Source organism: Sulfitobacter sp. M13, assembly GCF_053474885.1.
On the sequence record NZ_CM130281.1, the window covers coordinates 1,445,481 to 1,471,756 of the forward strand.

General features: G+C 60.8%; 27 protein-coding genes. 11 read left to right on the forward strand and 16 right to left on the reverse strand.

Annotation, left to right across the window (positions count from 1 at the left end):
* Nucleotides 1-11 precede the first annotated feature (11 nt).
* Nucleotides 12-416, forward strand: coding sequence for a hypothetical protein (locus ACVBAU_RS06840; RefSeq protein ID WP_138923852.1), 405 nt, complete (start codon nt 12-14; stop codon nt 414-416).
* Between the two features lie 27 nt (nt 417-443).
* On the opposite strand, the gene ppx is transcribed toward ACVBAU_RS06840, so the two are convergent.
* The 5 genes from ppx to ACVBAU_RS06865 form a co-directional block, all read right to left on the reverse strand.
* The gene (gene ppx, locus ACVBAU_RS06845; protein ID WP_335745126.1) at nt 444-2,018 is read right to left on the reverse strand and encodes an exopolyphosphatase; all 1,575 of its coding nucleotides are present in this window, start codon (nt 2,016-2,018) and stop codon (nt 444-446) included.
* Between the two features lie 183 nt (nt 2,019-2,201).
* A complete protein-coding gene (locus ACVBAU_RS06850; protein ID WP_448328666.1) occupies nt 2,202-4,376 on the reverse strand; it encodes an RNA degradosome polyphosphate kinase in 2,175 nt (724 codons plus the stop codon).
* A 52-nt stretch (nt 4,377-4,428) separates the two neighbouring features.
* Nucleotides 4,429-5,112 (reverse strand): chromosomal replication initiator DnaA, encoded by a 684-nt coding sequence (locus ACVBAU_RS06855; RefSeq protein ID WP_138923849.1) that lies wholly within the window; start codon nt 5,110-5,112, stop codon nt 4,429-4,431.
* 4 nt (nt 5,113-5,116) lie between these two features.
* Nucleotides 5,117-6,196 carry an AI-2E family transporter gene (locus ACVBAU_RS06860; RefSeq protein WP_448328668.1) on the reverse strand — a complete coding sequence of 360 codons (1,080 nt, stop codon included), beginning with the start codon at nt 6,194-6,196 and terminating at the stop codon, nt 5,117-5,119.
* Between the two features lie 147 nt (nt 6,197-6,343).
* Nucleotides 6,344-7,705, reverse strand: a complete 1,362-nt coding sequence (locus tag ACVBAU_RS06865; protein WP_138923848.1) for an FAD-dependent oxidoreductase — start codon at nt 7,703-7,705, stop codon at nt 6,344-6,346.
* 214 nt (nt 7,706-7,919) lie between these two features.
* Here ACVBAU_RS06865 and proS point away from each other — a divergent pair, with 214 nt between their 5' ends.
* From proS to ACVBAU_RS06885, 4 genes are all read left to right on the forward strand, one after another.
* Nucleotides 7,920-9,260 (forward strand): proline--tRNA ligase, encoded by a 1,341-nt coding sequence (gene proS / locus ACVBAU_RS06870; RefSeq protein ID WP_138923847.1) that lies wholly within the window; start codon nt 7,920-7,922, stop codon nt 9,258-9,260.
* Between the two features lie 71 nt (nt 9,261-9,331).
* Nucleotides 9,332-9,844, forward strand: coding sequence for a DUF2937 family protein (locus tag ACVBAU_RS06875; RefSeq protein ID WP_138923846.1), 513 nt, complete (start codon nt 9,332-9,334; stop codon nt 9,842-9,844).
* Nucleotides 9,845-10,001: 157 nt separating this feature from the next.
* Nucleotides 10,002-11,249, forward strand: coding sequence for a lipoprotein-releasing ABC transporter permease subunit (locus ACVBAU_RS06880; protein WP_138925154.1), 1,248 nt, complete (start codon nt 10,002-10,004; stop codon nt 11,247-11,249).
* Complete coding sequence (locus tag ACVBAU_RS06885) at nt 11,242-11,925, forward strand: ABC transporter ATP-binding protein (RefSeq protein ID WP_138923845.1); 684 nt, start codon at nt 11,242-11,244, stop codon at nt 11,923-11,925. The genes ACVBAU_RS06880 and ACVBAU_RS06885 overlap by 8 nt, the downstream gene beginning before the upstream one ends.
* A gap of 10 nt (nt 11,926-11,935) precedes the next feature.
* Here the strand turns inward: ACVBAU_RS06885 and ACVBAU_RS06890 are convergent, their stop codons facing one another.
* Nucleotides 11,936-12,370 carry a DMT family transporter gene (locus ACVBAU_RS06890; RefSeq protein WP_138923844.1) on the reverse strand — a complete coding sequence of 145 codons (435 nt, stop codon included), beginning with the start codon at nt 12,368-12,370 and terminating at the stop codon, nt 11,936-11,938.
* Between the two features lie 37 nt (nt 12,371-12,407).
* On the opposite strand from ACVBAU_RS06890, the gene ACVBAU_RS06895 reads away from it, so the two are divergent.
* A complete protein-coding gene (locus ACVBAU_RS06895; protein WP_171048920.1) occupies nt 12,408-12,893 on the forward strand; it encodes a c-type cytochrome in 486 nt (161 codons plus the stop codon).
* On the opposite strand, the gene ACVBAU_RS06900 is transcribed toward ACVBAU_RS06895, so the two are convergent.
* The 3 genes from ACVBAU_RS06900 to ACVBAU_RS06910 form a co-directional block, all read right to left on the reverse strand.
* Nucleotides 12,890-13,570 (reverse strand): hypothetical protein, encoded by a 681-nt coding sequence (locus ACVBAU_RS06900; protein WP_448328673.1) that lies wholly within the window; start codon nt 13,568-13,570, stop codon nt 12,890-12,892. The two genes, ACVBAU_RS06895 and ACVBAU_RS06900, sit on opposite strands and share 4 nt — an antisense overlap.
* A gap of 174 nt (nt 13,571-13,744) precedes the next feature.
* A complete protein-coding gene (locus ACVBAU_RS06905; RefSeq protein ID WP_206338737.1) occupies nt 13,745-14,674 on the reverse strand; it encodes a restriction endonuclease in 930 nt (309 codons plus the stop codon).
* Nucleotides 14,667-16,628 carry a DNA gyrase/topoisomerase IV subunit B gene (locus ACVBAU_RS06910; protein WP_138923841.1) on the reverse strand — a complete coding sequence of 654 codons (1,962 nt, stop codon included), beginning with the start codon at nt 16,626-16,628 and terminating at the stop codon, nt 14,667-14,669. The genes ACVBAU_RS06905 and ACVBAU_RS06910 overlap by 8 nt, the downstream gene beginning before the upstream one ends.
* Nucleotides 16,629-16,778: 150 nt before the next feature.
* Between ACVBAU_RS06910 and ACVBAU_RS06915 the strand changes: the two genes are divergently transcribed.
* Complete coding sequence (locus ACVBAU_RS06915; protein WP_138923840.1) at nt 16,779-17,450, forward strand: dimethylsulfonioproprionate lyase family protein; 672 nt, start codon at nt 16,779-16,781, stop codon at nt 17,448-17,450.
* Between the two features lie 24 nt (nt 17,451-17,474).
* On the opposite strand, the gene ACVBAU_RS06920 is transcribed toward ACVBAU_RS06915, so the two are convergent.
* Nucleotides 17,475-18,347, reverse strand: coding sequence for an alpha/beta fold hydrolase (locus ACVBAU_RS06920; RefSeq protein ID WP_448328676.1), 873 nt, complete (start codon nt 18,345-18,347; stop codon nt 17,475-17,477).
* A gap of 226 nt (nt 18,348-18,573) precedes the next feature.
* Here ACVBAU_RS06920 and ACVBAU_RS06925 point away from each other — a divergent pair, with 226 nt between their 5' ends.
* Nucleotides 18,574-19,947 (forward strand): MATE family efflux transporter, encoded by a 1,374-nt coding sequence (locus tag ACVBAU_RS06925; RefSeq protein WP_448328678.1) that lies wholly within the window; start codon nt 18,574-18,576, stop codon nt 19,945-19,947.
* Between the two features lie 20 nt (nt 19,948-19,967).
* On the opposite strand, the gene ACVBAU_RS06930 is transcribed toward ACVBAU_RS06925, so the two are convergent.
* The gene (locus ACVBAU_RS06930) at nt 19,968-20,363 is read right to left on the reverse strand and encodes a hypothetical protein (protein ID WP_093733281.1); all 396 of its coding nucleotides are present in this window, start codon (nt 20,361-20,363) and stop codon (nt 19,968-19,970) included.
* Nucleotides 20,364-20,385: 22 nt separating this feature from the next.
* Nucleotides 20,386-21,588, reverse strand: a complete 1,203-nt coding sequence (locus ACVBAU_RS06935; protein WP_448328921.1) for a pyridoxal phosphate-dependent aminotransferase — start codon at nt 21,586-21,588, stop codon at nt 20,386-20,388.
* An 89-nt stretch (nt 21,589-21,677) separates the two neighbouring features.
* On the opposite strand from ACVBAU_RS06935, the gene ACVBAU_RS06940 reads away from it, so the two are divergent.
* From ACVBAU_RS06940 to ACVBAU_RS06950, 3 genes are all read left to right on the forward strand, one after another.
* The gene (locus tag ACVBAU_RS06940; protein ID WP_138923837.1) at nt 21,678-22,076 is read left to right on the forward strand and encodes a helix-turn-helix domain-containing protein; all 399 of its coding nucleotides are present in this window, start codon (nt 21,678-21,680) and stop codon (nt 22,074-22,076) included.
* A complete protein-coding gene (locus tag ACVBAU_RS06945) occupies nt 22,069-22,335 on the forward strand; it encodes a succinate dehydrogenase assembly factor 2 (RefSeq protein ID WP_448328680.1) in 267 nt (88 codons plus the stop codon). Before ACVBAU_RS06940 ends, ACVBAU_RS06945 begins: the two co-directional genes overlap by 8 nt.
* 112 nt (nt 22,336-22,447) lie before the next feature.
* On the forward strand, nt 22,448-22,948 hold the full coding sequence (locus tag ACVBAU_RS06950) for a MarR family winged helix-turn-helix transcriptional regulator (protein WP_138923835.1): 501 nt from the start codon (nt 22,448-22,450) through the stop codon (nt 22,946-22,948).
* A gap of 21 nt (nt 22,949-22,969) precedes the next feature.
* Here the strand turns inward: ACVBAU_RS06950 and ACVBAU_RS06955 are convergent, their stop codons facing one another.
* From ACVBAU_RS06955 to ACVBAU_RS06970, 4 genes are all read right to left on the reverse strand, one after another.
* On the reverse strand, nt 22,970-23,662 hold the full coding sequence (locus ACVBAU_RS06955; protein WP_448328683.1) for a DUF1194 domain-containing protein: 693 nt from the start codon (nt 23,660-23,662) through the stop codon (nt 22,970-22,972).
* Nucleotides 23,659-24,369, reverse strand: a complete 711-nt coding sequence (locus tag ACVBAU_RS06960; RefSeq protein ID WP_448328685.1) for a DUF1194 domain-containing protein — start codon at nt 24,367-24,369, stop codon at nt 23,659-23,661. Before ACVBAU_RS06960 ends, ACVBAU_RS06955 begins: the two co-directional genes overlap by 4 nt.
* A 4-nt stretch (nt 24,370-24,373) precedes the next feature.
* Nucleotides 24,374-24,808, reverse strand: a complete 435-nt coding sequence (locus tag ACVBAU_RS06965) for a VOC family protein (RefSeq protein WP_005852400.1) — start codon at nt 24,806-24,808, stop codon at nt 24,374-24,376.
* 69 nt (nt 24,809-24,877) lie between these two features.
* Nucleotides 24,878-26,230 carry a tetratricopeptide repeat protein gene (locus ACVBAU_RS06970; protein ID WP_448328688.1) on the reverse strand — a complete coding sequence of 451 codons (1,353 nt, stop codon included), beginning with the start codon at nt 26,228-26,230 and terminating at the stop codon, nt 24,878-24,880.
* Nucleotides 26,231-26,276 lie beyond the last annotated feature (46 nt).

Below are 26,276 nucleotides of genomic sequence, written 5' to 3' on the forward strand. Positions count from 1 at the left end.
GTGTCTGATGTATGAGACAGTTTCTTTTGACCACCACCCTGATTTGTCTGTCCGGTTTTGCGCTGGCACAGGAAAATGACAACGATACCTCCGGCTTTTCTTTGATGGAACGCGGGGCCAGAAATTTCTTTGACGGCATGAAAAAAGAGATGGCCCCCGCGCTGGACGGGCTCAGCGATTGGGGCCGCAAGGCCAGCCCCGCATTGCGCAATTTCGTCTCCGAGATGGGGCCCGCCTTGACCGATTTGCTGGATGAGGTCGAAGATTGGAGCGTCTACGAGCCGCCCCAAAAGATGCCCAATGGTGATATCGTGATCCGCCGCAAAACAGACCCAGAGCCGGAAGACGAAACGCCAAACGACGCGCCCGCACCGCCGGCGATCTATCTGGACGAGGTGCCACAGTTCGACCTGTGAGCGGTCGATCCGGCTCTGATCAGCATTTTATTTTTTGCAGGTCTTGAGCTGCACCTCGGCGCCGAGCGACAGCGCGAGCGAGTTTAGCCGCGCCTCGGCGACCTCTCCGAACAGGGGCATCATGTCGTCGGTCAGCCAAAGTTCCAGCAGCTTCTTTTTGGGGAACCAGCGCAGATGGCCGCGCTCTTCCTCGGGGTTCATCCAAAGCATCGCGCCAAAGCGCATGGCCTTACCCAGGATCTCTGCCTCGTTGCGGCTCTTTTCGTCGACCATTTCATAGAGGTCTTCGAAACGGGTGTTCTCGCGCTTGTTGGAATACCGGTGCAGCAATGCCAGCCCCAGATAGATCCGTTCAGCATGTTTCAGCCCGCCCAGATTGGCGCGGGTGGCATTGTCAAAGCAGACTTCGGCGCGGTAGTCGGGGTGCGCGCGCCAGCTGACATCGTGCAGCAGACAGGCGGCCTTGACCAGTCGTTTGCGCTGCGGCGAGGCCGATTTGTAGAGCGGCAGGATAAAGTCGAACAGCGCCTTGCCGAACCCCGGCGACCGCGCGTCTTTGGCTTCGGCAAAGCGGCAGGCTTCGATCAGCGGATCACGGTCACGTAGGCGCTGCGGCATCTGCTCGTACAGCATCCCCTCGCGGATGCCGTAGCTGGAAATCGCGATATCCTTGGGTTTGAACGTCTTGACCAGCCGCGACAGGACTTCGGCGGCGTAGGGCACCAGCGCCATCCGGCTGGCCGATACGCCGCTGATTTTGCGCAGTTCTTCATGGTCGCTGGACTGGATGTGCTTGACAGTTTCGCGCACCGATGTGGGCGTCATACGGTATTCATGCAGCACGTGCAGCGGATAGCCGCGGCGCACCATGTCGATCCGCGCAATCGCTCGCCATGACCCGCCGACCAGAAACAGACGGTCGCGCTGTGCGCCCATCTTTTCCGCCAGCCCTTCGATCACGGTCTTGATCTGGGCCTGACGCGCCTTGGCCCCGCCCTTGATGTCACGCAGTTTCAATGGACCAAGCGCGGAGGTCACACGTTTGCCAACACGCCCGCCGGAAATCTCGGCCAGCTCCATCGAGGATCCACCGATGTCACAGACCAACCCATAGGCACCGGGCCAGCCCAGCAGGACGCCCTGTGCGGACAGCCGTGCCTCTTCTTCGCCGTCGATAACCCATATTTTCAGGCCCGTCTCGCGCTGGACCTCGTCGCAAAAGTCGCGTCCGTCGCTGGCGTCACGCACCGCGGCGGTGGCCACAACGGTCAGCTCGGACAGGCCCATGCTTTGGGCCAGTTTGCTGAAACGTCGCATGGCTGAAAGCGCCCGGACCCGCCCGACAGGGGACAGATGACCGGTTTCGGCCATGCCGGCCCCAAGCGCACACATGATCTTTTCGTTATAGAAGTACGCAGGTGATCGCGCGGCCCCGTCAAAGACGACCAAGCGGACAGAGTTCGACCCCACATCCACCACACCGACACGCGCCAGCGCGCGGGCCGAAGGGTCAAGAAACAGGGGTTTTCCGAACAAGCCTAAATCAGCGACGCCCGTTTCAGGGACGGGAGAGGGCGGAGGGGTGTCGGTTTTATCTGCCACGAACGCTCCTGCGGGGGCTTTGGTCTTGGGGGGGCAAGGTGGCCCAGCCGGACTGCTACGTCAATCGCTAACACGGGCAGGCGGCTGAAAAACCCAAAGGGATCGAGGGTGTATAATCGCCAGCGACAACGCGGGCGGATAGATGCGCCTTCGGCGAGAGTTTACAGGGGCAAAATGAAGCGGTCAGTCTTCGGTATGGGTCAGTTTCGGAACGTCGGACGCCCCCGCCGTGCCGCGCCCCGAGAGGGAGGGGTTTTCCATGAAGAAGCGGTGGCAGTTGAACGCAAAGGTGCCGTCGGCAATTTCGGGGCGTGAAAAACTTCCATCGGGTGACATGACCCAGCTTTGGGCCACATCTGCCAGATTGGCCGCCATCACCTGACTGGTGATCTGCGCCTTGACGGTGGGGTTTTCAATCTCGACCAGTGTTTCGACACGGCGGGTCAGGTTGCGCCCCATCCAGTCAGCAGATGACATGAAAACCCGCGACTTTTTATGCGGTAGCCCGTGGCCATTGCCAAAGCAGACGATGCGCGAATGTTCCAGAAAACGCCCGACGATGGATTTCACGCGGATGTTCTCGGACAGGCCCTTGATGCCGGGGCGCAACCCGCAGATGCCGCGGATCACGAGGCTGATTTTCACCCCTGCCTGCGATGCCGCATAAAGTGCGTCGATCACATCCGCATCGACGACGGAGTTCATCTTGGCCCAGATTTCTGCCGGTTTGCCCGCTGCGGCATATTCGGCTTCGGCGGCGATCATGGCCAGCAGGCGCGGTTTCAGCGTGATGGGCGATATCGCAAGATTGTCCAGCGCGTCGGGCTGCGCGTAGCCTGACAGGTAGTTGAACACTTTGGTTGCATCGCGGCCCAGCTTCTGGTCGCAGGTGAACAGCGACAGATCAGTATAAATGCGCGCGGTGATCGGGTGGTAGTTGCCGGTGCCATAGTGGGTATAGGTGACCAGTTGATCGCCTTCGCGGCGCACCACAGTCGAGATTTTCGCGTGGGTCTTAAGGTCGAGAAAACCATAGACCACATGCGCGCCTGCGCGTTCTAACCGGCGCGACTGGCGGATGTTGGCGGCTTCGTCGAAACGTGCCTTGAGCTCGACCAGCGCGGTAACCGATTTCCCGTCTTCGGCGGCCTCGCACAGCGCCTCTACGATGGGACTGTCGCGCGAGGTGCGATAGAGCGTCTGTTTGATCGCCACCACATCAGGGTCACGTGCGGCCTGCGCTAGAAAGCGCACGACCATGTCGAACGTCTCGTAGGGGTGGTGCAGCAGCATGTCCTTGGACCGGATCGCCGCGAACATGTCGCCTTCGTGGTCGGTCACCCTCTCGGGGATGCGCGGCGTGAATTGCGGCCACAGCAGATCGGGGCGGCTGTCGACCACCAGTTCCGTCAGATCGCTGATGCCGATCATCCCGTCCAGCTCTATCACGTCTTGCGGGCGCACAGCCAATTCGGCCATGACCACGGATTTCAGCTTTTCAGGCGCTCCGGCGGAATGGGTCAGACGCACGACCTCGCCGCGGCGGCGGCGTTTCAGGGCGACTTCGAATTCGCGCACAAGGTCTTCGGCTTCGTCTTCGACCTCAAGGTCGCTGTCACGCAGAACCCGAAATTCAAAATGGGCCTTTAGCTTATAGCCCGGAAACAGGCCTGGAATTTTGAGCACCAGCAGATCCTCGAGCGGCAGGAACCGCAGCGATCCTTCGGCGGCAGGCAGGGAGACAAAGCGGTCGATCTGCGCCGGAATTGGCAGCAAGGCTTGCAAGGGGCGCTTGTCGCTGGTGCGTTCCAATTGCAACGCCAGCGCATAGCCGGTGTTGGGAATGAACGGGAAAGGGTGTGCCGGATCGACGGCCAGCGGGGTCAGTACGGCAAAGACCCGGTGCAAGAACACATCATCCAGATAGGCCAGGTCGGCCTCGTCCAGATCAGCGGCGCGTTCAAGCATGATGTTCTGTTCGTCCATCCTTGACATCAGATCGACCAGGACATTTTGCTGTTCGGTCATCAGCCGGCGCGCGTCTTCATTGATCAGCACCAGCTGTTGCGCAGGGGTCAGCCCGTCGCTGGCGGGCGTGGTGTTGCCCGCCTGTGCCAGCTCGCGCAGACCAGCAACGCGCACGGTATAGAATTCATCCAGATTGCCCGCCGAGATCGACAAAAAGCGCAGCCGTTCCAGCAGCGGCACGCGGGGGTTCTTGGCCTCTTCCAGCACACGCCAGTTGAACCCGAGCCAGCTGAGCTCGCGGTTGTAAAAGCGACCTGGCCCGGTGATATCCAGTTCGGGCATATCTTGGGCCGGTACGAAGGCGGATTCGAGAAAGTCAGCGTTTGTCATGACGGCCTTATGGCGTTGGATTGTAATGGGTTTATGACGCAATTCACCAAGACTATCGCGCAGCGGAAATCCCATTGTCCAGCACTTGTGCAGCGAGTGTGCGTGTCACCGGCCTTTGTAGGGCCAGACTGGCGGCATCCAGCGCAGCCACCAGATCTCCCGCCGCTGCAAATGACCGGTCCATCCGCAGCAGCAGATAGGGGATCACATCGGGTTTTGGTGTCAGCTGCCGGTCGGCCAGCAGCTTGGCCATAACTGCCGTCAGCAAGCTGTCATCGGGCGCTTCAAGCGCTGCAGCGGTGGCGGCGCGCATACGGCTGGTGAGGTCGGGCAGGTGCAGCCCCCAGTGGGGCACCGCCGGCGCGCCGGTCAGCAGCAGGCTGTGACCCTCGGCCAGCGCCAGATTATGCAGGTGGAAAAGATTTGTCTCGGCGGTGGTGTCGCCGGCGATTGCGGGGATGTTTTCAACAGCCAAAGGCCCCTGCGCCAGCGCGGGGATATCTGCCGTGGCAATATCGGCCGCGTCGATGATCTGTGCGCCCGACAGGTTGGCCCAGACATGTGTCAGATGGGTCTTGCCCGATCCGGATGGGCCGGTCAGCACCAGCTTGCGGCCGGCCCACGCCTGCCAGCCTTCGATCATGGCCACTGCAATCGCGTTTGACGGGGCGACAAAAAAGTCATCCCGTCCCAGTGCGGGGCGACTGGGAAGGTCAAGTCCAAGCTGTTGTGCCATGCTATCAGTCCGCCGTTTCGTCCAAAGTCGATCGTTGCGTGCCCTGATAGAGCGAGCTTTCGACGTATTGCTCTGTTGCGAACCGCGCGATCACCCCAAGGGCGGCGGCGATGGGGACGGCGGCCAGCATGCCGACAAACCCGAACAGCGAGCCAAAGACCGACAGCGCGAGGATCAGCCAGACCGGATGCAGCCCGACCGAGTTGCCGACCAGTTTAGGCGTGAGCAGATTGCCCTCGATCATTTGGCCCAGCACAAAGATACCCGCGACCATCCCGATAGAGAACCAATCCCCCCAGAATTGAAACAGCGCCAGACCGATGGCCAGCGCGCCGCCCAGAACAGCCCCGAGATAGGGAATAAAGGTGACCAGACCGGCGATAAAGCCAACCACAAGACCAAATTGCATCCCCACCAACATCAAGGCAATGGCGTAATAGGTGCCTAGAATCAGACAGACCGTCCCCATGCCACGAATGAAACCTGCCAGCGTGCGGTCGATATCACGTGCAAGCCGGCGGATCACTGGCGCGTGGTCGCGTGGCAATAACTGGTCGATGCGGCCAACCATCCGGTCCCAGTCCAGCAGCAGATAGACCGCAACCACCGGCACGATCACAAACAAAAGCAGCACGTTCAGCACTGTCGCAGCAGAGGCGATCGCGGTGTTCAGAAACTCTCCGCCGCGTTCCTGAATGGTGGACCCGATAGAGTTGATCGAACTGCGCAGCGTCGATCCTTCGACCAGCAGCGTGGGAAAGCGTTCGGTCAGGAAGTTGGTGAAATTGCGCGCCAGCTGGGGCGCGACCTCTATCAGGTTCACGGCTTGGTTGATCAGCGCGGGGATCACCAGCAGCGCCATCAGCACAAAGATCAGCAGTGCCATCAGCGTGATCACCATCGTGGCCATCGCGCGGGTCAAGCCGAGTGCTTCCAGCCGGTCAGCTACGGGGTCAAGGAAATAGGCAATCGCCGCGCCGATCAGAAACGGCAGCAGTATGTCGCCGGTGAACCACAAGACAACAAGAAAGACCGCCCCTGCGATGCCCCAGTATTTCATCTGATCTCTGATTGGCAGGCCCATGCCGCGTCCTCGCAATTTGGTTTGGGTCGACATTGCGCAACGGGGCACGTTTTTCAAGGCCCGTGGTGAAATGGACGGCCTGCGCGCGTGGACGTGTCAGGTGCCTTCGGCGAGGATTTTTTACCATCTGGAAGCAGCCCTTGCGGGTCAGAACACGCGGACGCCCTGATCTTGCAGGGTTTTTTGCATGCGCTCTAGCGGGACGGCGTCCAGCGGGCAGCCTGTGGCCAGCGCAATTGCCGCCGCGACGCCCGCACCTTGGCCCGCCACAGTACAGCACGCCATGTTGCGGGTGGCGGCATGGGCGATCTTGTCGCCGCCAATAGCGCGCCCTGCGACCAGCAGATTCTTGACCCCTTTGGGCAGCATCGCGCGGTAGGGGATGTGCATGTAGCGCCCCGTGGTGGGGATGATCAGCACGCCGTAGCCGTCAATGAATTCGGGGTAGATGCCGATGCTGTCGCCAAAACGGGCCTGCTGCCGCACGTCGGTTTCGGTCATATTATAGACCGCGTCGATCTTGCGGGTGTCGCGGATGCCGATGCTCATGCCAAAATTGCGCAGCCGCGCGGTTTCGCAGCCCGGTGTATAGGCCTTGAGCGCGTCAATCGCATGCATCGCCTGGGCGCGGCCTTCTATTTCAAAGCGGGTCATGCTGTCGGGGTCCGTGCCGTCGCATTCGGCAAGGTGGATCAGGTTCATATAGGTCATCTCGCCGCTGTCATGCACAGCGCCCCACGTGCCCCCAATGGTGTTGAGGTTGGCGGGCATGCGCCCGTCGCGGATCGCTTGGGCAAAGGGTTTGGCCAGAAACGGAGAGAACATCGCGTCTTCCTTGCCATCGGTTTCGACCACCCATTCGCCGGTGGACCAGTTGGCATAGGTTTGCGGATCGGCTTTGACGCCGGCCATGAACGCGGCCTTGTCGACGCCCGCGATGTGGAACATAACCGATGCGGCCTGCATGTCCTCGATCGGGGTTTTATGTGTGGGGGCACCAGCGCGATGCGCGACATCGGCGTCGCCCGTGGCGTCGATCACGATTTTGGCAAGGATCGCCTCGCGGCCCGATTTTGATTCGACGATGACGCCCCTGATCGTGTCGCCCTCCATGATCGGGGCGACGAACTGGCGGTGCAGCATCGGGTGGATGCCTGCTTCGGTCACCAGGCGGTCGGCGACAAGTTTGAACCCTTCGCTGTCCAACTCGTAGCTCAGCGATTGGGATTCGGGGCTGGCGGCCCCCATCGCTTTGGCGCGTTCTTCGAATTCCCAGCCGATGCCGCCGGCCTCTATCGTTTGTTCATGGCGGTACCAGGCAAAGCCTTCAACCCCGACCACGGTAATATTGCCACCAAAGCAGCCGAAACGGTCCAACAGCGTTACGTCGGCCCCCGCGCGGGCCGCGGCGAGGGCAGCGGCCAGACCACCGGGGCCGGACCCGATCACCAGCACGCCGGTCTCATGGATCACTGGGGTTTCGCGCGCGGGCTCTAGGATCATGGTCATGGGGCGTCCTTTGTGGTTTGGCGATGCCGGTAAGAAACGCGTCTGCGCCCGAAGGGTCAATCACCAAGCGTGCGCCCGTCTTGGTGCCCGCTTGTTGGTGCCCGCTTGTTGGTGCCCGCTTGTTGGTGCCCGCTTGTTGGTGCCCGCTTGTTGGTGATTGTCTCGGCGCGGGGATTATCATAGTCAGGTGCCAATTCACTCTGAGAGGATCATCATGCGTCTGTCCCGTTATTTTTTGCCTGTGCTCAAGGAAAACCCGTCCGAGGCGCAGATCGTCAGCCACCGGTTGATGCTGCGGGCCGGCATGATCAAGCAATCGGCTGCGGGCATCTATTCGTGGTTGCCGCTTGGCTTTAAAGTGCTGCGCAAGATCGAAGCCATCGTGCACGAAGAACAGCAGCGCGCCGGCCACATCCCGATGTTGATGCCGACGTTGCAATCGGCCGACCTGTGGAAAGAATCCGGGCGCTTTGACGCCTACGGTCCCGAGATGCTGCGCATCAAGGACCGTCAGGACCGCGATATGCTTTATGGTCCCACGAACGAGGAAATGATCACCGATATCTTCCGCAGCCACGTGGGGTCGTACAAAGACCTGCCAATGACGCTGTACCACATCCAGTGGAAATTCCGCGACGAGGTCCGTCCCCGTTTCGGCGTCATGCGCGGCCGCGAGTTCCTGATGAAGGACGGTTATACCTTTGATCTGACGAAAGAAGACGCGCTGCACGCCTATAACCGCCATCTGGTGACCTATCTGCGCAGCTATGAACGCATGGGCCTGCAAGCGATCCCGATGCGCGCGGATTCCGGCCCGATCGGCGGCGACGACACGCACGAGTTCCTTGTGCTGGCGGAAACCGGCGAATCCGAGGTGTTCTATGACAGCCAGATCACCGAGCTGAAGTTCGGCGACCGCGAGATCGACTATGATTCCGTCGACCAGTGTCAGGCCGTGATGGAGGAGTTCACCTCGCGCTACGCCCGCACCGACGAAACTCACGACGCGGCGCTGTTTGCCGAAGTGCCCGCCGAACGCCAGCGCAGCGCGCGCGGGATCGAAGTGGGGCAGATCTTTTATTTCGGCACCAAGTATTCCGAACCGATGGGCGCGACCGTGCAGGGGCCGGATGGCAAGCCTGTGCCGGTTCACATGGGGTCGCACGGGATCGGCGTCAGCCGTCTGCTGGGCGCGATCATCGAGGCGTCTCACGACGACAAGGGCATCATCTGGCCCGAAGGCGTCACGCCGTTCCACGTAGGCATCGTTAACCTCAAGCAGGGCGACGATCAGGCGGATGCGGCGTGTGACGCGCTCTATGCCAGCCTGCAGGCCTTGGGGCTGGATCCGCTTTATGACGACACCAAAGAACGCGCGGGCGGTAAGTTTGCGACGATGGACCTTATCGGTCTGCCGTGGCGGATCACCGTTGGGCCGCGGGGTCTGAAAAACGGCGTGGTCGAGCTCACCTCGCGGCGCACCGGCGAGAGCGAAGAGATGACGCCCGAGGCCGCGGTTGAAAAAATCGCCGAGATTTATCGCGGTATCGCCTAACCTTGAACGACGGGCTTTAAAAAACGGGGGCGGATCATGGAGCGCTGCATTACGGACCTTCGGGGCGTTTCATGATCTTGCGGGCGCTGACCCTTGCTGGCGGCGTGGCGGGGGCTGCGGTAACGTCGCAGTTTCCCGAATACTCGCAACAATACCTGCAACGGTTGGGCGGTGCGGTTGATGCGCTGCACGAGGTCGTTGCCGATTTCGATGCCAGCGCCCAAGCGGTCGGTCTGTCGCGCAACGATGCGCTGGCGCAGATGACCGGCACCGCCTTTATGGAGCGACGTCGCACCGATATGGCAGAGACCTTTGCACGCTTTGATACATTGGATACCGCATTGACCCGATTGCAGGGGCAGGGGCCGTTCATGCGGGCCTATCACCTGTCGCAGATGTCCGATCCGCAGATTGCGCGGGCGGCATGGCAGGTGTTCCAGCCCGCCGTGCCCTTGAACTTTGCGGGGGTTGTCTTTGCGGGCGTGGGCTTTGTCGCGGGGGGCTTGGGGCTGGGGGTGCTGATGCGGCTGCTGCGCGCCCCGTTCCGGCGACGGCGTCCCCCCACACCGGCGCAGGGCCGCTGACCTTTCCTCCTATGCCCGCCTTGCAGACTGCCACTGACCACTCCTCGCTTGACCCGATGCGCCGAAACCGCGAGGTTGCGCGCGATTGATCCCAGATCGGAGCCATCCCTTGGCCAAACCAGTTTCCTCGACACCGCCCTTTGCCGCTTTTGAATGGATGATCGCCTGGCGCTACCTGCGGGCGCGTCGCGCCGAAGGCGGCGTCAGCGTGATGACCTGGATCAGCCTGATCGGGATCACCTTGGCGGTCTTTGCCCTGATCGCGACGCTTGCCGTACGCTCGGGCTTTCGTGCTGAATTCGTCGACACGATCCTTGGGGCCAATGCCCATGTGACCGTTTATAATATGGCGACTGTGGACGATAACGGGGTCTCCCAGACGGGGATTGCGAACTACACCGAGATGGCTGAAAGCGTGGCCCAAGTGCCGGGGGTGACGCAGGTGGCCCCCTTGGTACGTGGTCAGGTGATGGCCAACAAAGGGCAGGCCAACGCGGGCATCGAAATTTTCGGCATTGATGCCGCCGATCTGGCGAATATCCCGCGCATCGCCAACCCCGAAACCGCCGAGGGTGATCTGGCCGATTTCGAACAGGGCATCGCCATCGGGTCCGGCGTGGCGCAGGCGTTGCGGGTCGGCTTGGGTGACACGATCAAAATCATCTCTCCGAACGGGGTCAAAACCGCCTTTGGCACGTCGCCACGGGTCAATGGCTATGAGGTGACCTATATTTTCACCGCCGGTCGCTATGACATCGACCGTACGCGCGCCTATCTGCCACTGGCCGAGGCGCAGGCGTTCTTTAACCGCGAAGGCGTCGCCGACGAGCTTGAGGTGATGGTCGAAGACCCGGACAACGTGGATGATCTGACCGTCCCGCTGCTGTCCGCGGCAGGGGATCGCGGCATGATCTGGACATGGCGTGATGCGTCGGGGTCGTTTCTGAATGCGCTTGATATCGAAGACCGCGTGATGTTCGTGATCCTTAGCATCCTCGTCCTGATCGCCGCGATGAACATCGTGTCTGGGCTGATTATGCTGGTCAAAAACAAGGGCCGCGACATCGGTATTCTGCGCACCATGGGCCTGAGCGAAGGGTCGATCCTGCGCGTGTTCTTTATCTGCGGGGCCTTCACCGGCATCATCGGCACGGCGATGGGGGTGATCCTGGGCTGTCTGTTTGCGCTTTACGTCGATCAGATATTTGCCGCGGTGAACTATCTTTCGGGCGGCAACGCATGGGACCCGTCAATCCGCGGCATCTATTTCCTGCCGGCCAAGCTGCAGTTCGGCGACGTGATGTCGGCCATCGGCCTGTCGCTCGGGCTGTCCTTTGTTGTCACCATCTTTCCTGCGCGCCGTGCCGCGCGCATGAACCCAGTCGAGGCGCTGCGCTATGAATGATCCTGTTTTGCGGCTCTCGGGGATTGGCAAATCCTACAACCCCGGCCAACCGAACGAAGTCAACGTGCTGCGCGGGATCGACCTGACTGTCGCCCCGGGCGAGGTCGTGGCGCTGGTCGCCCCGTCCGGCGCGGGCAAGTCGACGCTGCTGCATATCGCAGGGCTGCTGGATACGCCCGACGCGGGGACAGTTGAAATCGGGGGCACCGATATGACGGGGCAGTCCGATCGCAAACGCACCGGCGTGCGGCGGCGCGATGTGGGGTTCATCTATCAGTTCCACCACCTGCTGCCCGAGTTTTCGGCGCTGGAAAATATCGTCCTGCCACAGCTTGCCAATGGCGTGTCGCAAGCCGATGCCCAGACCCGTGCGCGGTCCTTGCTGGACGAGGTCGGTATCGGCCACCGTGCCGACCACCGGCCAGCGGCGCTGTCGGGCGGTGAACAGCAACGGGTCGCCTTTTGCCGTGCGCTGGCCAATGCGCCGCGCCTGCTGCTGGCGGATGAACCGACGGGCAACCTTGACCCGACAACCTCGGATCAGGTCTTTGCGGCGCTGATGACGCTGGTGCGCGGCACGGGGCTGTCTGCGGTGATCGCGACCCATAACCTTGAACTGGCCGCGCGGATGGACCGTCAGATCCGGCTGGATGCGGGGCAGTTGGTCAACCTTTAGCGCGCTGCTATCAGGCCTGCTGGGTCAGCCACACGCCGGCGCACATCACCGCGATACCGCCGGCGCGCGCGGCACCCAAGGGCGACACCTGCGCACCGAACAGGCCGAAATGGTCAATCGCCGCCGCGCTGAACAGCTGCCCCACCAAGACAAAGAACACCGCGTTGCCCACGCCGAAATGCGGCGCGATAAAGGTGATCGACAAGATGTAGAAGGCCACTAGAAAACCGGCCAGCAGCAGGTGTTTCGGGGCCGCGGGGATCTGCGCAAACCCCTGTCGCCCGACCAGCATCGCCACCACCAGACTGACGGTGAAAGCCACCACAAACAGCACCGTTGCCGCCGCCGCAGGCGACCCGATCCGGCTGCCGAGACCGGCGTTCAGCGCGGCCAGAACGGGAATGCCGATCCCGGCCAACAGCATCACGATTGCATAATGTGCCATGATATGCCCTAATTAATTCAATTACTTGATCTGGATCATGGCGAAGACCCGTACCAAGGGCAAGCATCCCAATGACCTACCGGAGGATCATATGACAAAAACCACCACAGCCCTCGGCGTGACGCTCTTGCTGGGCCTTGCCGCCTGTATGCCCGCCAAGCCGATGCCCGACGCCCCCGACCGTGCCGAAGGGGCCGCGTTCTTCGCGCAGAACTGCGTGCAATGCCACGGGCGTAACGCGCAAGGCGACGGCGCGGCTGCCAAAGGCATGCAGCCGCACCCACGCGACCTGACCTTGCTGGCGCGCGACAACGGCGGACGGTTCCCGCAGACCAAGACGCTGGCCTATATCTATGGCGATCCTGATGATGATTTCGGCGGGTCTCACCTGAAACGGGTGATGCCGAACTTTGGCGAGGGCATGGCGCTGGATCTGGTGCCGGTCGATCTCGACGGACAATTGACGCCGACGCCACGCGTCCTTGCCGGTCTGCTGGTTTATCTCGAAAGCATCCAGCGTTAACCACAAATCCCGTTCACTTCGACCCCGTCCCACGGCATCCGCACAGCAGAGGCGCGGCTTTGGGGCAGTGGGGCCACAGGCATGACCTGCGAGATCAGCGCGTGTAACCGTTGCGTCCGTGGGGCCTGCGGGTCCAACGCACGGCAACAGACGAATTCCTCGACAATGGAGCCTTGCTGCTCATAGGCGAAATCCAAAAACTGCGGGTCGCTTTCAAGATCAAAAAGGTACGGATCAGCCCTGCCGCCATGCTCAAAAGCCGCACGCAGCGGGGTGTAGCCCGTCGTCTTGCGGTTCTGCCATTGCCAGATATGGGTCAGCTCATGCGCAAAGATCATCGTCGCGATCAGCCCGATCCGGTCGGGGTAATCGGGTAGATAATCGTCCAGATACCAGTCCTCGTCAAACAGCACCGTGTTCCACAGCGCCACCGCCGCGGGTTTGGTGGTGATCACCTCTCCCACTTTTTCGGGCGGCAGAATACGTTCGCGACAGGTCGTGCGCGGCCGCGCCTTGCGCGTCATCGTCACCCCCCGCGAGGGCGACCCGTCATGCAGCCGCACCTTGGGATAATTCAGTGTATCCCCCATGATATCGCCCGCGAACAGCATCTCGTTCTCCGTCAACGGCCGCCCGCAGGAGGCAAGAAACATAAGGAGGATGAAGGCTCGGATCATAAAGAAACGTTGAGTGAAAGCGGGTGGGGGATCAAGGGGTATTTTGGGGGTGAGACCCGTCTCGGAAACCTTCCGGTGGAAGGTTTCAGGGTCGAACGGGCGGAGCCCCGGACGGGGGGCGCGATCCGAGGCAGGGGCCTCGGGCGTGACGCCGTACCTATGTCGCTTTCAAAATCAAACTTCGTCAAAAAAGGTTTCGTCCAGTTCCATCAGCCTAACGACTGATTTTTGGCGACATCCGATTCCGTAAGTGATCATCAAGTTTGCCAGCCTTTCACCATCAATTAGCACGATGCGGCCTCCTAATGCTTTTGTGGTTTCCTTGGCGGAAGTGGTGAACTTTGAGGTGGTTACAAATATACCTTTGGTTGCTTTATGGATGCTCAACGCACCAAAAAAATCTCTGATATCACCAGACCCAACAACATTTTCGGAAGCATACCGCTTTGCTTGGATGTATATCTGGTCAACGCCAAGAGGATCTTGATCAATTACACCATCAATACCGTTGTCACCTGACTTCCCAAGTGCACGACCGGCGTTTTCTGACGAACCTCCGTATCCCATGCCAATTAATAATTCGACAATGAGTTGTTCAAAAAACGCGGGTGAGGCTTCTTGTGTGGCTTTCAATAAACTGCTTGAAAGAGTTTTGTTCCAACGTTTGAGGGCATCCTCAATTTGTTCGTCCGGCGTTTCGTCTTTATCCGCAGTTGTATCAGAAACCTCCAAGTCATCGGTCTTGTTTGATCGCTGACGAAACTCTTGAAATGCTTCGTACTGTTCCAGATATTTGACGTCTATTTCGCGGCTAGCGTCTTTGAGCGCCGCAAAACCAGTTTCAGTTAACTCGAACCAACCCCGCTGGGTGTTTTTTACAAGCCCAGCCTGTTTTAGGTAAGACCTCGCCCAGTGTATGCGGTTAGCAATTACGGTCTGTTTGCCACTGGGAAGTAAAAGTTCTCGTTGCTCGCTCGACAAGTTCAATGAGTTGGAGATTTCTTCCACAACTTCCGATATCTTTCGGGGGCCACCTTCCGCAGATTTCAGAACCGGTCGCATCAGCTTTTGGTAGGTCGGAATGTGATCCTTAAGGTCAAACATCCAGCTCCTCCACAAACTGGGCGTTCTCCTGAATATACTGATACCGCAGCTCCGGTTTCTTCCCCATCAGGCGCTCGACCAGATCGCTGGTCTCTCCGGGCATGTCTTCGTCGACGGTGACGCGGATCAGCTTGCGGGTGTTGGGGTCCATCGTGGTTTCTTTCAGGTCCTTCGCGTCCATCTCGCCCAGACCCTTAAAGCGTTGCAGGTCGATCTTGCCTTTGCCGCCCAGACCTTTTTCCAGCCACATGTCTTTCTCTGCGTCGTCAGACACATAGACCCGTTTTGCCCCTTGCGTCAGACGGTACAGCGGCGGGCAGGCAAGGTAGAGGTGGCCGGCGTCGATCATCGGGCGCATCTGGGTGTAAAAGAACGTCATCAGCAGGGCCGCGATATGGGCACCGTCGACGTCCGCATCGGTCATGATGATGATCTTGTCGTAGCGCAGGTCGTCCAGCACGAATTTGCTGCCCATGCCCACGCCCAACGCTTCGCACAGATCGTTGATCTCGGCATTGGTGTTCAGCTTGCCCGAGGCCGCCCCCAACACGTTCAAGATCTTGCCCTTCAGCGGCAGCAGCGCTTGGTTCACGCGGTTGCGCGCGCCCTTGCCAGAGCCGCCAGCAGAGTCGCCCTCCACGATGAACAGCTCGGTGCCTTCGCGGGTTTTTGATGTACAGTCGGTCAGCTTGCCGGGCAGGCGCAGCTTCTTGGTGGCAGTCTTGCGGGCGGTTTCCTTTTCCTGACGGCGGCGCAGGCGTTCTTCGGCGCGCAGCACCAGAAAATCAAGGATCGCACCGGCAGATTTGGTATCCGCTGCCAGCCAGTTGTCAAAGTGGTCGCGCACGGCGTTTTCCACCATGCGCTGCGCGTCCACCGTGGCCAGCCGGTCCTTGGTTTGGCCGACGAATTCAGGCTCGCGGATAAAGCACGACACCAGCGCACAGCCGCCGGTAATCAGGTCGTCGCGGGTGATGGTGGCAGCCTTTTTGTTGCCGACCAGTTCGCCATACGCTTTGACGCCCTTCAGGATCGCGGACCAGAAACCGGCCTCGTGGGTGCCGCCTTCGGGGGTGGGGATGGTGTTACAATACGACTGGATGAACCCGTCGCGCGACGGCGTCCAGTTGATCGACCATTCGACCTTGCCCGGCGCATTGAACTTCTCGCGAAAGTCGACGGTGCCGCCAAAAGGGTGTTCGGCGTAGGTCGTCGATCCTTTCAGGGTTTCATTCAGATAGTCCGACAGGCCGCCGGGAAAGTGGAACGTCGCCTCTTGCGGGGTGTCGCCGTCGGTCTGGGCGGTTTTCCAGCGAATTTCGACGCCGGAAAACAGATATGCCTTGGACCGTGCCATCGCGAACAAGCGCGCAGGCTTGAGCTTGAGCGCGCCAAAGATGTCGGGATCGGGGTTGAAGGTGACAGCCGTGCCGCGCCGGTTCGGGGCCGCGCCGATTTTCTCGAGCTTGCCTTGGGGGATGCCGCGCGAAAACTCCATCGCGAAAAGCTCGCGATTGCGTGCGACCTCGACCCGCAGGTGATCGGACAGGGCGTTGACCACCGATGACCCGACCCCGTGCAAACCGCCCGAGGTTTCATACGAATCGCCCGAGAATTTGCCGCCCGCATTCAGCGTACAAAAGATGATCTCAAGCGCGGATTTGCTGGGGTCTTTGGGGTGCGGATCGGTGGGGATGCCACGCCCGTTGTCGCGCACGGTGACATGGCCGTTCTCGTGCAGTTCCAGTTCGATCCAGGTGGCATGGCCCGCGACCGCCTCATCCATCGAGTTATCGATGATTTCCGCGACCATATGGTGCAGCGCGCGGTCGTCCTTGCCCCCGATGTACATGCCCGGGCGTAGGCGCACGTGCTCCATATCCTCAAGTACCTGAATGGATGAGGCATCATATTCCTTGGCGTTGGTCTGCGCACCGGAAAGAAGATCGGACATGTAGGGGCCTGCCTGTCTGTTGCTTTTGTTGAGCCTGCCACTATGCCAGAGCGCCATGGTCGGGGGAAGGGCGGATGACGTCGCAAAGCGGTGTTTCCTGCGCCTGTGCCTTTGGTATCAATGGTGCACGAAACCGTCGGAAGGCCCACTATGACGTTTGACACCACTGTGCCCACCACCCTGCGCGACGTGCCTGACTGGCGCTATATGATGCAGGAATGTGACGAGCTATATCGCTATCTTCCCGCAGGGGGCAGCGACCGGATCAAAAGCCACCAGCGCAAAGCCCGCGAGGCCATTGCGCGGCTGCTGCGCGGCAACGCAGAGCTGCGCTTGCAACCGCCTGCCGTAAAACCCGTGACAGCGCATCTGCGTCGCGCGCTTGACGAAGGCAAACAGGGTGCTTTGGCACCGGCGGTGCGGGCGCTGGATGCGATAGCCCATGATCTAAGCTGGCAATACGGCTACGAGAAAGTCCCCAAAGGGCTGACCAACAGCTATGCCTATGCCGAACTGGCGGGGGCGCAGGGGCCGGTCGTCAGCCATGATATCATTCTGGGTGTCGTGCTTTTTGCGCCGGGCTGCACATATCCGTCGCATGCCCATAAGGGGATCACCGAAAGCTACGTGTGTCTGTCCGGCGCGGTGTCGGAAAACCATCAGGGCGTCTATGTGCCCGGTTCGATGATCTTTAACCCGCCGGAACATCTGCACCGGATCACGGTAGGGGACCGCGAACCGGCGCTGCTGGCCTATGCGTGGATGGGCGACCCTGCCGATCTGCACCAGCAAAAGATGGTGTTCAGCCGCGCCCGCAAATGACGCGGCCCGCGGGGCAGGCGCGGCCTAAAGCCAGTCGAGGATCGCCTTGGCCACTTCCTCTGGTTTTTGGTGGTGCAGCCAGTGGTCGGCCCCGTCGATGGTGACGCGGGTCAGGTCTGGGGCGTACTCCTCAAGCCCGCGGGTCGTTTCGGGCAGCAGCGCGGTATCGTCCGTCCCCCAGACCAACAGGTGCGGGCAGCGGACCTGCAACCGCGCAGGATCAAAGCTCAGCGCGTCGTCAATCGCCTCGCCTGCGTCGCCCAGCCTCAGCGGTGAGGCGCGGTACCAGTTCACCATCCCGCGCAAACCCGCTGCATCACGCCATGCGCCCTTGTACCCCGCCAGCGTGTCCCCTTGCAGCCAGCTCATATCCATATGCGCTGAAAACAGCCCCATCAGCTTGTCGAAATCATCGGCGGCCAGAATATCCTCGGACCCGTCGCGGCGCAGGAAATGGATGTATTGCGACGCGTCCGTCTGCGCGCCCCCCTTGGCAAGCTCGCGCTGGAACGGGGCAGGGTGGACGCCGTTCATGATGATCAGCTTCGACACCAGATCAGGCCGCCCGATGGTCAGCGCATAGGCGACAGAGGCCCCCCAGTCATGGCCCAGCAAGATCACCGGTTCATCCCCGATCAGGGCCACCATATCCGACACCAGCTTTGCGGTTTTATAGTGCTCTACCTCTGTGGGTCGCCAACTTTGACCATAGCCGCGCTGGTCGGGGGCGATGCAGTGAAACCGGTCGGCCAGCAGCGGGGCCAGATCGTTCCACGCGCCGGAGTATTCTGGAAAGCCGTGCAACATCAGCAGTTTGGGGGCATCCTTGTCTCCCCAGTGGCGGATAAAGAACGGGTTGCCGTTCAGCTCTGTGGTTTCGGTCCAATGGGCGGTCATCTCGTCTTCCTTTCATCACTGTCCTGGGCAAGGCCTGCGCGCCGATACCTTGGCTGCCCGCCGGCGATGGGCTGCGGCAAATCGCTACGGTTCAACACGGGCAGACCCTTTGGCCCCGTTGACCGGACTGTGGCCCGCGCAGCGTCAGCGTGCAAGCCCGTCTGGCAGCGCCACCCCAAGGCCATCGGCCCTTTCCTTGGCGGCGGCTCCGGCGTAGGAAAGGCGGATGAGAAAACACATGACATATCCGGGCCACGCCCGAGCCATCACCGTGATGGGGCTTCCGCTTGTGGGCGGGCATCTGGGGCAGATCGCGATCGGGGTCTCTGATACGATTATGGCGGGTTGGTACAGCGTCGAAGCGCTTGCTGCTGTGACCCTCGCCAGCACCTATTTCTTTGTGCTGCTGATCTTTGGCTCGGGCTTTGCATGGGGCGTGATGCCGCTGGTCGCCGCCTTTGACGCCGAAGGAGACGAGATCGGCTTGCGCCGCGCCACGCGTATGGGCATGTGGCTGTCGATGGGCTTTGCCGTGCTGGCGCTGCCGCTGATGATCTGGTCGCGCCCCATCATGGCGCTGATGGGGCAGGATCAGGCGCTGGCCGATATGGTGGACGGCTATCTGTTTATTGCAGGCTGGGGCATCTTCCCCGCGCTGATGGTCATGGTGCTCAAAAGCTACCTTGCCGCGCTGGAGCGGACTCAGGTCGTGCTGTGGATCACGCTGCTGGCAGGCGTTGCGAATGTGTTGGCCAACTACGCGTTCATCTTTGGCAACTGGGGCGCGCCCGAACTGGGCGTGCGCGGTGCGGCCCTTGCCTCTGTCACCTCGCACAGCGTGTCGCTGGTCGCCGTGGTGATCTATGTTTTGTGGAAAATGCCGCAACACCAGATGTTTGTCCGTCTCTGGCGCCCCGATTGGGAGATGCTGGCCCGCGTGTTCCGTCTGGGCCTGCCCATCGGATTCACCGGCCTAAGCGAGGTCGGGCTGTTTGCTGCCAGCGCCGTCATGATGGGGTGGTTGGGCACGGTGGCACTCGCCGCCCACGGCATTGCGCTGCAGCTGGCGTCGATCACCTTTATGGTGCACCTCGGCATCAGCAATGTGGCAACCATCCGTGCGGGTAATGCCTATGGCCGCCGCGATCCGGCGCATCTGGCGCGTGGTGCGATCATGGCGACAGTGATGTCGGCGCTGGTGGCGGTGCTCACGATCTTTGTCTTCGTGATATGGCCCGAACCCCTGATCAACCTGTTCATGCAGCGTGATGAACCCGCCCGCGAACAGATCCTTGCGATCGGCGTGGCACTGCTGGCGATGGCGTCGCTGTTCCAGCTTGTCGATGGCGCGCAGGCCGTGGCCTTGGGCATTCTGCGCGGGGTGCAGGATACCACGGTGCCGATGATCCTTGCTGGCTTTAGCTATTGGATAGTGGGCATGCCAGCGTCGTATCTGCTGGGCTTTGTCTTCGACCTCGAAGGGGTGGGGGTCTGGCTCGGGCTGGTCTTTGGCCTTGGGGTGGCGGCAATCCTGCTGAACGCACGCTTCTGGGGCAGCGTGCTGAAACGGCTGGGGCCAACCGCACCCACAGCCGCTTAACGACACCCGCGACCGGCAGCTTAGGGCAGCCGGTCGGCTTTCTTGCGCACCAGCGTGCTGCGCAGATCATGCATCGCCAAAAGCAGCGCATCCGTCACGGCATCAAGCTGTTCATCTGTGGCCTTTGACTGCACCCACTGCGTGGTCAGGTTGAGGTGATCCACAGCGCGGTGAATGTCGTCAATGTCGCGCTGCGCCAGGACCTGTGCGCGCGCGTTCATCCACTGGCGGATACGCTCGATATCACCGTCCGACAGCACACGGTCGCCCTGCGGCTTGATCTCGCCGTTGCGGATATTCACAACGGCGATCTGGTCCATCTCGATCCGGCGCTGTCGGTTTTCTGCGTCCACACGAAACACAGCCGCGCCATTCTCGCGCACGCGAAAGTAATACTCTGGCAGATCGCTCGACATGGCGGCTCCTTTTGGGTCCGGCTTAGCTTAACGCGGCGCAGAATTTCTGCAAACGCGTGCAGGCCTCTTTCAGTGCCTCATCCGAGGTAGCATAGCTAATACGGAAGTTCGGGCTAAGCCCGAAAGCCGCGCCAAACACCACGGCAACGCCGGTGTCTTCCAGCAAGGCCGTGGCAAAGACTTCGTCATCTGTGATGGTGACGCCAGATTTGGTGGTCTTGCCGATCAGCCCTGCGATGGACGGATAGACATAGAACGCGCCCTCGGGTTTGGGACAGATCACGCCGTCGATCTCGTTCAGCATGTCCACCACCAGATTGCGGCGGCGGGTGAACATCTTGTTATTCTCTGCAATGTAATCCTGCGTGCCATTCAGCGCTTCTACTGCGGCCCACTGGCTGACGGTGCAGGGGTTCGACGTGGATTGCGACTGTACCTTGCGCATCGCGCCGATCAGCTTTTCCGGCCCCGCAGCATAGCCGATACGCCAGCCGGTCATGGCATAGGCTTTGGACACACCGTTGACCGTCAGCGTACGGTCATAAAGCGTGGGCTCCACCTGCGCAGGCGTGCAGAACTTGAAATCATCATAGGCCAGATGTTCATACATATCGTCGGTCATCACCCAGACATGGGGGTGCCGCATCAACACATCCGTCAGCGCCTTCAGTTCGTCCCAGCTATACCCCGCGCCCGTGGGGTTAGAGGGCGAGTTGAAGATGAACCATTTGGTATTGGGCGTGATCGCCTCTTCCAGCCCTTCAGGGGTGAGCTTGAAGTCGTTCTCCAGCGTGGCAGGCGCGATCACCGGCGTGCCACCGGCCAACAGCACCATATCGGGGTAGCTGACCCAATAGGGCGCGGGGATCACGACCTCTTCGCCGGGGTTCATGGTGGCCATCAGCGCGTTGTACAGGATCTGCTTGCCGCCCGTGCCGACGCTGACCTGCGACGGGGTATAGTCCAGCCCGTTATCGCGCTTAAACTTGGCGCAAATCGCCTGCTTCAGCTCTGGGATGCCGTCAACGGCGGTGTATTTGGTCTTGCCCGCGGTGATCGCGGCGATCCCTGCGTCCTTAATGTTCTGCGGTGTGTCGAAATCCGGCTCTCCGGCACCCAGCCCGATCACATCCTTGCCTGCGGCCTTCAGCTCGGCTGCTTTTTGGGTCACGGCGATGGTGGGCGACGGTTTTACGCGCGCAAGGGTCTTGGACAGCAGTTCCATTTCGGCCTCAGTTTGATATGTGTGCAGCACCCTCATAGGGCGCACCCCCGCACCGATCAAGCCAGATCGGTCCAAACAGGAGAGACGCAATGGCCGAGAACGAAGACTGGTACGCATCCGACGTGGCAACCTTTGGCGACCGGGTCGCTGCCGCGCGCGAGAATGCGGATATGACGCACGCCGCGCTTGCCAAGCGCTTGGGGATCAAACAATCCACCCTGCGCGGCTGGGAAGACGACCTGTCCGAACCCCGCGCCAACCGCTTGGCGACGCTCGCGGGCGTTTTGGGCGTGTCGATGATGTGGCTGATCAATGGCGAGGGTGACGGGATCGACGCCCCCGATGATGCCCAGACCTCGGATGACAACATCAAAGAAGCATTGATTGAACTGCGCGACATGCGCGCCGATATGTTGAAACGGGCGGAACAAATGGGCCGTCTCGAAAAGAAACTACGCCGGATTTTCAAAGGGAACACCCATGGCTGAGCTGCACGAACACAAGGTCAAACGTCTGCATATGCGCTCCATGCGGCGCGGTATTAAGGAAATGGATCTCATTTTACCTTCTTATGCCTCAACCCGCCTTGCGGCGATGGATGACGCCGCGCTGTCGCTCTATGACGAAATGCTAAGCGAAAATGATCACGATATTTATCAATGGGTTACGGGTCAATCCCCCGCGCCTGAATCCTTTGCCGCGCTGATCGCGGACATCCAGACTCATCTGGCTGCAAACCCGCTTTAGGCGCAGTTTGCCCCACGGATGTCGGCCGCGCTGCGCCGGCATCCGCCCAGTTTAACGATATATTTTAGTTTTATCTTCAGCTTCCGCCCCAATCGCAATGTCGGAGTTGAATATGAGCATCCAAAACCCCATCCCCCTTCCGCCGTCTCAGGCTGGATTTATGCAAAGCTATCTGGACGCACTTGGTCTGGTGGAACGATTGCACCGCTTGCTGCTGGACGTGATCAAGGACGAATTCGAACGTGTCGGCGTGATTGAGATCAATCCGGTGCAGGCGCTGCTGCTGTTCAATGTCGGCGACAATGAAGTCACCGCCGGAGAGCTGAAAAGCCGCGGCTATTATCAGGGCAGCAACGTCAGCTATAATCTGAAAAAACTGGTGGATATGGGCTATATGCACCACCAACGCTGCCAGATCGACCGCCGCTCGGTACGGGTGCGGCTGACCGGCAAGGGGCGTCACATCAGCGGCGTCGTCTCGGACCTTTTTGGCCGCCACGCCAGCGGGTTGATGAACAAGGGTGCGCTGGGCGCATCCGGCATGGATGACATCACCCGCTCTCTTAAACGGATGGAACGATACTGGACAGACCAGATCCGCTATATCTACTAAACGGTGCGGCGGGAGGGCATGCTATTCGGCCAGTTGCGCCAGCGACAGCACTGCCAGTTCGCGCAGCAGCTTGGTGGTCATGGCCGATTGATAGGTGTCAAACCCCGCGGCGGGCAGGGCAAAACCTGCGGGGCCGGTGACCACCTCTGCCGCGAAATACGCCGTCAGGGGCGCATCATTCCCCGCCGGTTCAATAACCAGCGCATTCACGGTCACGTTTTTGCCAGCCAACTGCTGTTTCACATCGCGAGGGCGGGGCCCAAGGTTAGAGATGCCGTCGCCTGAAATATCCAACGTGTGCTTTAAACAGTCGGGCTGCTGCGCAAGATACGCCGCCCCCGCCGCCATCGCCACGCCAAGCGCGGTCCCGGGCGACGCTGCCGCGCGTTCAACCTGGCGCAACCTGTCAATCACCTCCTGCAAGGCGGCACCATCCGTGATCGACCGCCAGGGTGCGATCACGCGCTGGTCTGCCGGGCCGCTCCATTCATAGACCAGCAGGGACACCGGTGCCTCTGGTGCCGACAGGATCGCCGCGCGCACCAAAGGGTCGTCCAAGGCCCCCGCGACGCCATCCAATTGCAAGTGATATTCTCGTGCATCAACGGACCCCGACACATCCAGCCCCAGCGCCAAAGCCTGCCGACAGTCCGCCAAACCCGCCGACGCCCAAAGCGTTGCGCCGACAGCAGCCACAGCACCGGCGCGGATCATCCCGCGTCCTCGGCCACAGGCAGGCCGCCGATCGCAGGAGGCGTCAGCTCGCGTTCCAGCTTGATCCGCATGGCGCGCTCAAAATCCTCGAACCCGTTGGCGATCACCAAAAACGCGCCGGGCCCGTGCAAAACCTCGCGTTTATAAAAGGCGATCAACCCTGTCTCGGCCTCGAAATCGGCGGCATTTACCACCAATCCGTTCACCGTCACATCGTCAAAATCAAACGACTGATAGGCCAGCTGCGGGCCAAATCCTTCGTTGTTCTGCCCGTCACCCGCCAGATCAATTGTCTTGTATAAGCAAAGCGGTGCCTGCGCCATCACCGCCGCGCCAAAGCCCAGCGCATAGCCCATCGCCGTGGGGAAATCATTATGACTGCGCGCGCTGCCCGCCACCACGCCCGCCGCGCGCATCAGATCATCGGGCGTGTTAATCATCCGCCAGTCCAGCACCATTTTCTGGTTATAGCGCCCCGACCATTCATAGACCGCCAGCGCCACCGGCAGATCGCTGGCGAAAAACGCCCGCCGCACCGGGTCGGACAGCAGCGCGGCGGCGGTCCCGCCACGCTGTAAACGGTCCTCGACCGCATCGACCGAACTGGACACGTCCATCGCCAGCACCAGCGCCAGCCTGCACTCCGCCGCCCATAGGGTAGCAGGTGCAAAGCCCAGCGCAGTGGCAAGGAAAGCCGTCCGGATCATCGGCCTACCAGTGGCCGGTATTTTCCATGCTGGCCCAGGGTTCCTGCGGCTCAAGCCGGTCACCTTCTTGCAGCAATTCAACCGACACATTGTCGGGAGACCGGATAAACGCCATATACCCGTCGCGCGGAGGCCGGTTGATCGTGATCCCGTTCTCTTGCAGCATTTTGCAAGTTTCGTAGATATTCTCAACGGTATAGGCGAGATGCCCGAAATGGCGGCTGTCGTCCGGCAGCGCATCGTCGCCGTCCCAGTTATACGTCAGTTCGACATCGGCATGGCCGTCGTCCTGCCCGGGAGGGCACATGAAGATCAGCGAAAACCGCCCGTCCTCATTGTCGATCCGGCGCCGCTCTTTCAGGCCCAGCAGCTCATAGAATGCTTGCGATTTCTCCAGATCTTTGACGCGCACCATCGTGTGCAAATATTTGATCGGCATGGGGTCGGCTCCTTTGCTTTCATCTTTGACACGCAGAGTAACACGGCTGGCAGCAGTTGCCAGCGGGTGTCAGAATTTTGACTGAAACCCCAGCGACACAGAAAGCTCGCGTGTTTCAAACCGGCTGACGTTTGAACGTGTCCGTCCGGCGCGAAAATTCACGCTAGGGGCAAAGCCGGCGTAATCCACATCCGGCAGCAGGACGTTCACATCTGCATAGGTCGCGTAATCTTGTTTGCCGCCGGGCACACTAAAGACCGCGACATAGTCGTCATAGTCGGTTTTACCCAAGACCAGACCCGCCCTCACTATGGCCGGACCAATCTGGTCGGCAAAACTATAGGTCAGGCGTAGCGAAGCCGCCGTCGACGCATAGTTGATGAAATCGCTTTCGGTCTTGCGCAGGTTGACCGAAAGCCCGATCCCGTCGCCCCCTGCCACCGTGTAGTTCGCGCCCGCGTTTACCGACGCAGTGCTACTATCGAAAAAATGCGCCCGGTCGCTAAAACGCTCTTCGATAGCGGCCCCGAACGAGACGGACGTCGCAGCTGAAACCTGCCAACGGTGCCCTAGTCCGACCCGCGCGAATGTATAGCTGCGGTTGCCGCCGGACCAGTATTCACCTACCGATCCCGTCACATCAACCGTGTTGCCTCGTGCCCCAACCGCATAGGTCTGCCGCAATGTAACGTCCGCATAAGTCGCGCCGAAGTCACGGTTGCGTACTTCAGGCGCAAGGTGGTGCGATTTGCTATCTAGCGCGATACGTTGCACAAAAATCCGCGCAGCGAGGTCTGTGCGTGCCCTGTCTGTGCTGCGCAACCGATAGCCCGCGACAGCGTCAACGGTGCCCACCACGCCGGACAAGGCCTGCGCACCACCACTAAGCCGCCCCGTTAACGGCAGCCCGTCGATGACCTGCTGTGCGGTGTCGGCCCCGTTGTTGACGTTGCTCGATGGCTTCACGCCACCGCTGATGGAAAAACGAAACGGGTTTTCGCGCCGCACACGGGCATAATCCCGTGCAAGCTGCTCTTCGATCTCGGGGGAGGGCGCATTTTGCACCGCGCGCCGCAGCCAAAGCTGTGTGCGTGTCGGATGCCCTTCGGCAAAGGTCAGGCGTGCGGCCAGCTCTGCTGCTTGAAACTTCTGTACCGTCGTCTCGGCATAGCGGTAAGCCCGCGCCGCTGATCTTCGCCCCGCAGTCGCGTCGCCCATATCAGCATGTGCCGTCGCCAATACGTAATGCGCATAGGGCGAACGTGGGTCAGCAACCAGCAAACCTTGCGCAATCTGCGACGCGAGGGCAGGCCGATCCCCCTGCAACGCATGCACGGCCAGCGACCGCGCTTCGGGGAGGGTCAACGCCACCGACGGTTCTGCATGGACAGGAGCAGCCGCCAGCAGGCAGCCGCAGGCCAACGCGCCGTTCCTCACCTGCTGGGATAGGGCCGCGATACGCACGAGG

Coding starts and splice junctions, on each gene's coding strand:
- ACVBAU_RS06840 (WP_138923852.1), top strand. CDS start 12: ATGAGACAGTTTCTTTTGACCACCACCCTGATTTGTCTGTCCGGTTTT.
- ACVBAU_RS06850 (WP_448328666.1), bottom strand. CDS start 4,376: ATGACAAACGCTGACTTTCTCGAATCCGCCTTCGTACCGGCCCAAGAT.
- ACVBAU_RS06855 (WP_138923849.1), bottom strand. CDS start 5,112: ATGGCACAACAGCTTGGACTTGACCTTCCCAGTCGCCCCGCACTGGGA.
- ACVBAU_RS06860 (WP_448328668.1), bottom strand. CDS start 6,196: ATGGGCCTGCCAATCAGAGATCAGATGAAATACTGGGGCATCGCAGGG.
- ACVBAU_RS06865 (WP_138923848.1), bottom strand. CDS start 7,705: ATGACCATGATCCTAGAGCCCGCGCGCGAAACCCCAGTGATCCATGAG.
- proS (WP_138923847.1), top strand. CDS start 7,920: ATGCGTCTGTCCCGTTATTTTTTGCCTGTGCTCAAGGAAAACCCGTCC.
- ACVBAU_RS06875 (WP_138923846.1), top strand. CDS start 9,332: ATGATCTTGCGGGCGCTGACCCTTGCTGGCGGCGTGGCGGGGGCTGCG.
- ACVBAU_RS06880 (WP_138925154.1), top strand. CDS start 10,002: ATGATCGCCTGGCGCTACCTGCGGGCGCGTCGCGCCGAAGGCGGCGTC.
- ACVBAU_RS06885 (WP_138923845.1), top strand. CDS start 11,242: ATGAATGATCCTGTTTTGCGGCTCTCGGGGATTGGCAAATCCTACAAC.
- ACVBAU_RS06890 (WP_138923844.1), bottom strand. CDS start 12,370: ATGGCACATTATGCAATCGTGATGCTGTTGGCCGGGATCGGCATTCCC.
- ACVBAU_RS06895 (WP_171048920.1), top strand. CDS start 12,408: ATGGCGAAGACCCGTACCAAGGGCAAGCATCCCAATGACCTACCGGAG.
- ACVBAU_RS06900 (WP_448328673.1), bottom strand. CDS start 13,570: ATGATCCGAGCCTTCATCCTCCTTATGTTTCTTGCCTCCTGCGGGCGG.
- ACVBAU_RS06905 (WP_206338737.1), bottom strand. CDS start 14,674: ATGTTTGACCTTAAGGATCACATTCCGACCTACCAAAAGCTGATGCGA.
- ACVBAU_RS06910 (WP_138923841.1), bottom strand. CDS start 16,628: ATGTCCGATCTTCTTTCCGGTGCGCAGACCAACGCCAAGGAATATGAT.
- ACVBAU_RS06915 (WP_138923840.1), top strand. CDS start 16,779: ATGACGTTTGACACCACTGTGCCCACCACCCTGCGCGACGTGCCTGAC.
- ACVBAU_RS06920 (WP_448328676.1), bottom strand. CDS start 18,347: ATGACCGCCCATTGGACCGAAACCACAGAGCTGAACGGCAACCCGTTC.
- ACVBAU_RS06925 (WP_448328678.1), top strand. CDS start 18,574: ATGAGAAAACACATGACATATCCGGGCCACGCCCGAGCCATCACCGTG.
- ACVBAU_RS06930 (WP_093733281.1), bottom strand. CDS start 20,363: ATGTCGAGCGATCTGCCAGAGTATTACTTTCGCGTGCGCGAGAATGGC.
- ACVBAU_RS06935 (WP_448328921.1), bottom strand. CDS start 21,588: ATGGAACTGCTGTCCAAGACCCTTGCGCGCGTAAAACCGTCGCCCACC.
- ACVBAU_RS06940 (WP_138923837.1), top strand. CDS start 21,678: ATGGCCGAGAACGAAGACTGGTACGCATCCGACGTGGCAACCTTTGGC.
- ACVBAU_RS06945 (WP_448328680.1), top strand. CDS start 22,069: ATGGCTGAGCTGCACGAACACAAGGTCAAACGTCTGCATATGCGCTCC.
- ACVBAU_RS06950 (WP_138923835.1), top strand. CDS start 22,448: ATGAGCATCCAAAACCCCATCCCCCTTCCGCCGTCTCAGGCTGGATTT.
- ACVBAU_RS06955 (WP_448328683.1), bottom strand. CDS start 23,662: ATGATCCGCGCCGGTGCTGTGGCTGCTGTCGGCGCAACGCTTTGGGCG.
- ACVBAU_RS06960 (WP_448328685.1), bottom strand. CDS start 24,369: ATGATCCGGACGGCTTTCCTTGCCACTGCGCTGGGCTTTGCACCTGCT.
- ACVBAU_RS06965 (WP_005852400.1), bottom strand. CDS start 24,808: ATGCCGATCAAATATTTGCACACGATGGTGCGCGTCAAAGATCTGGAG.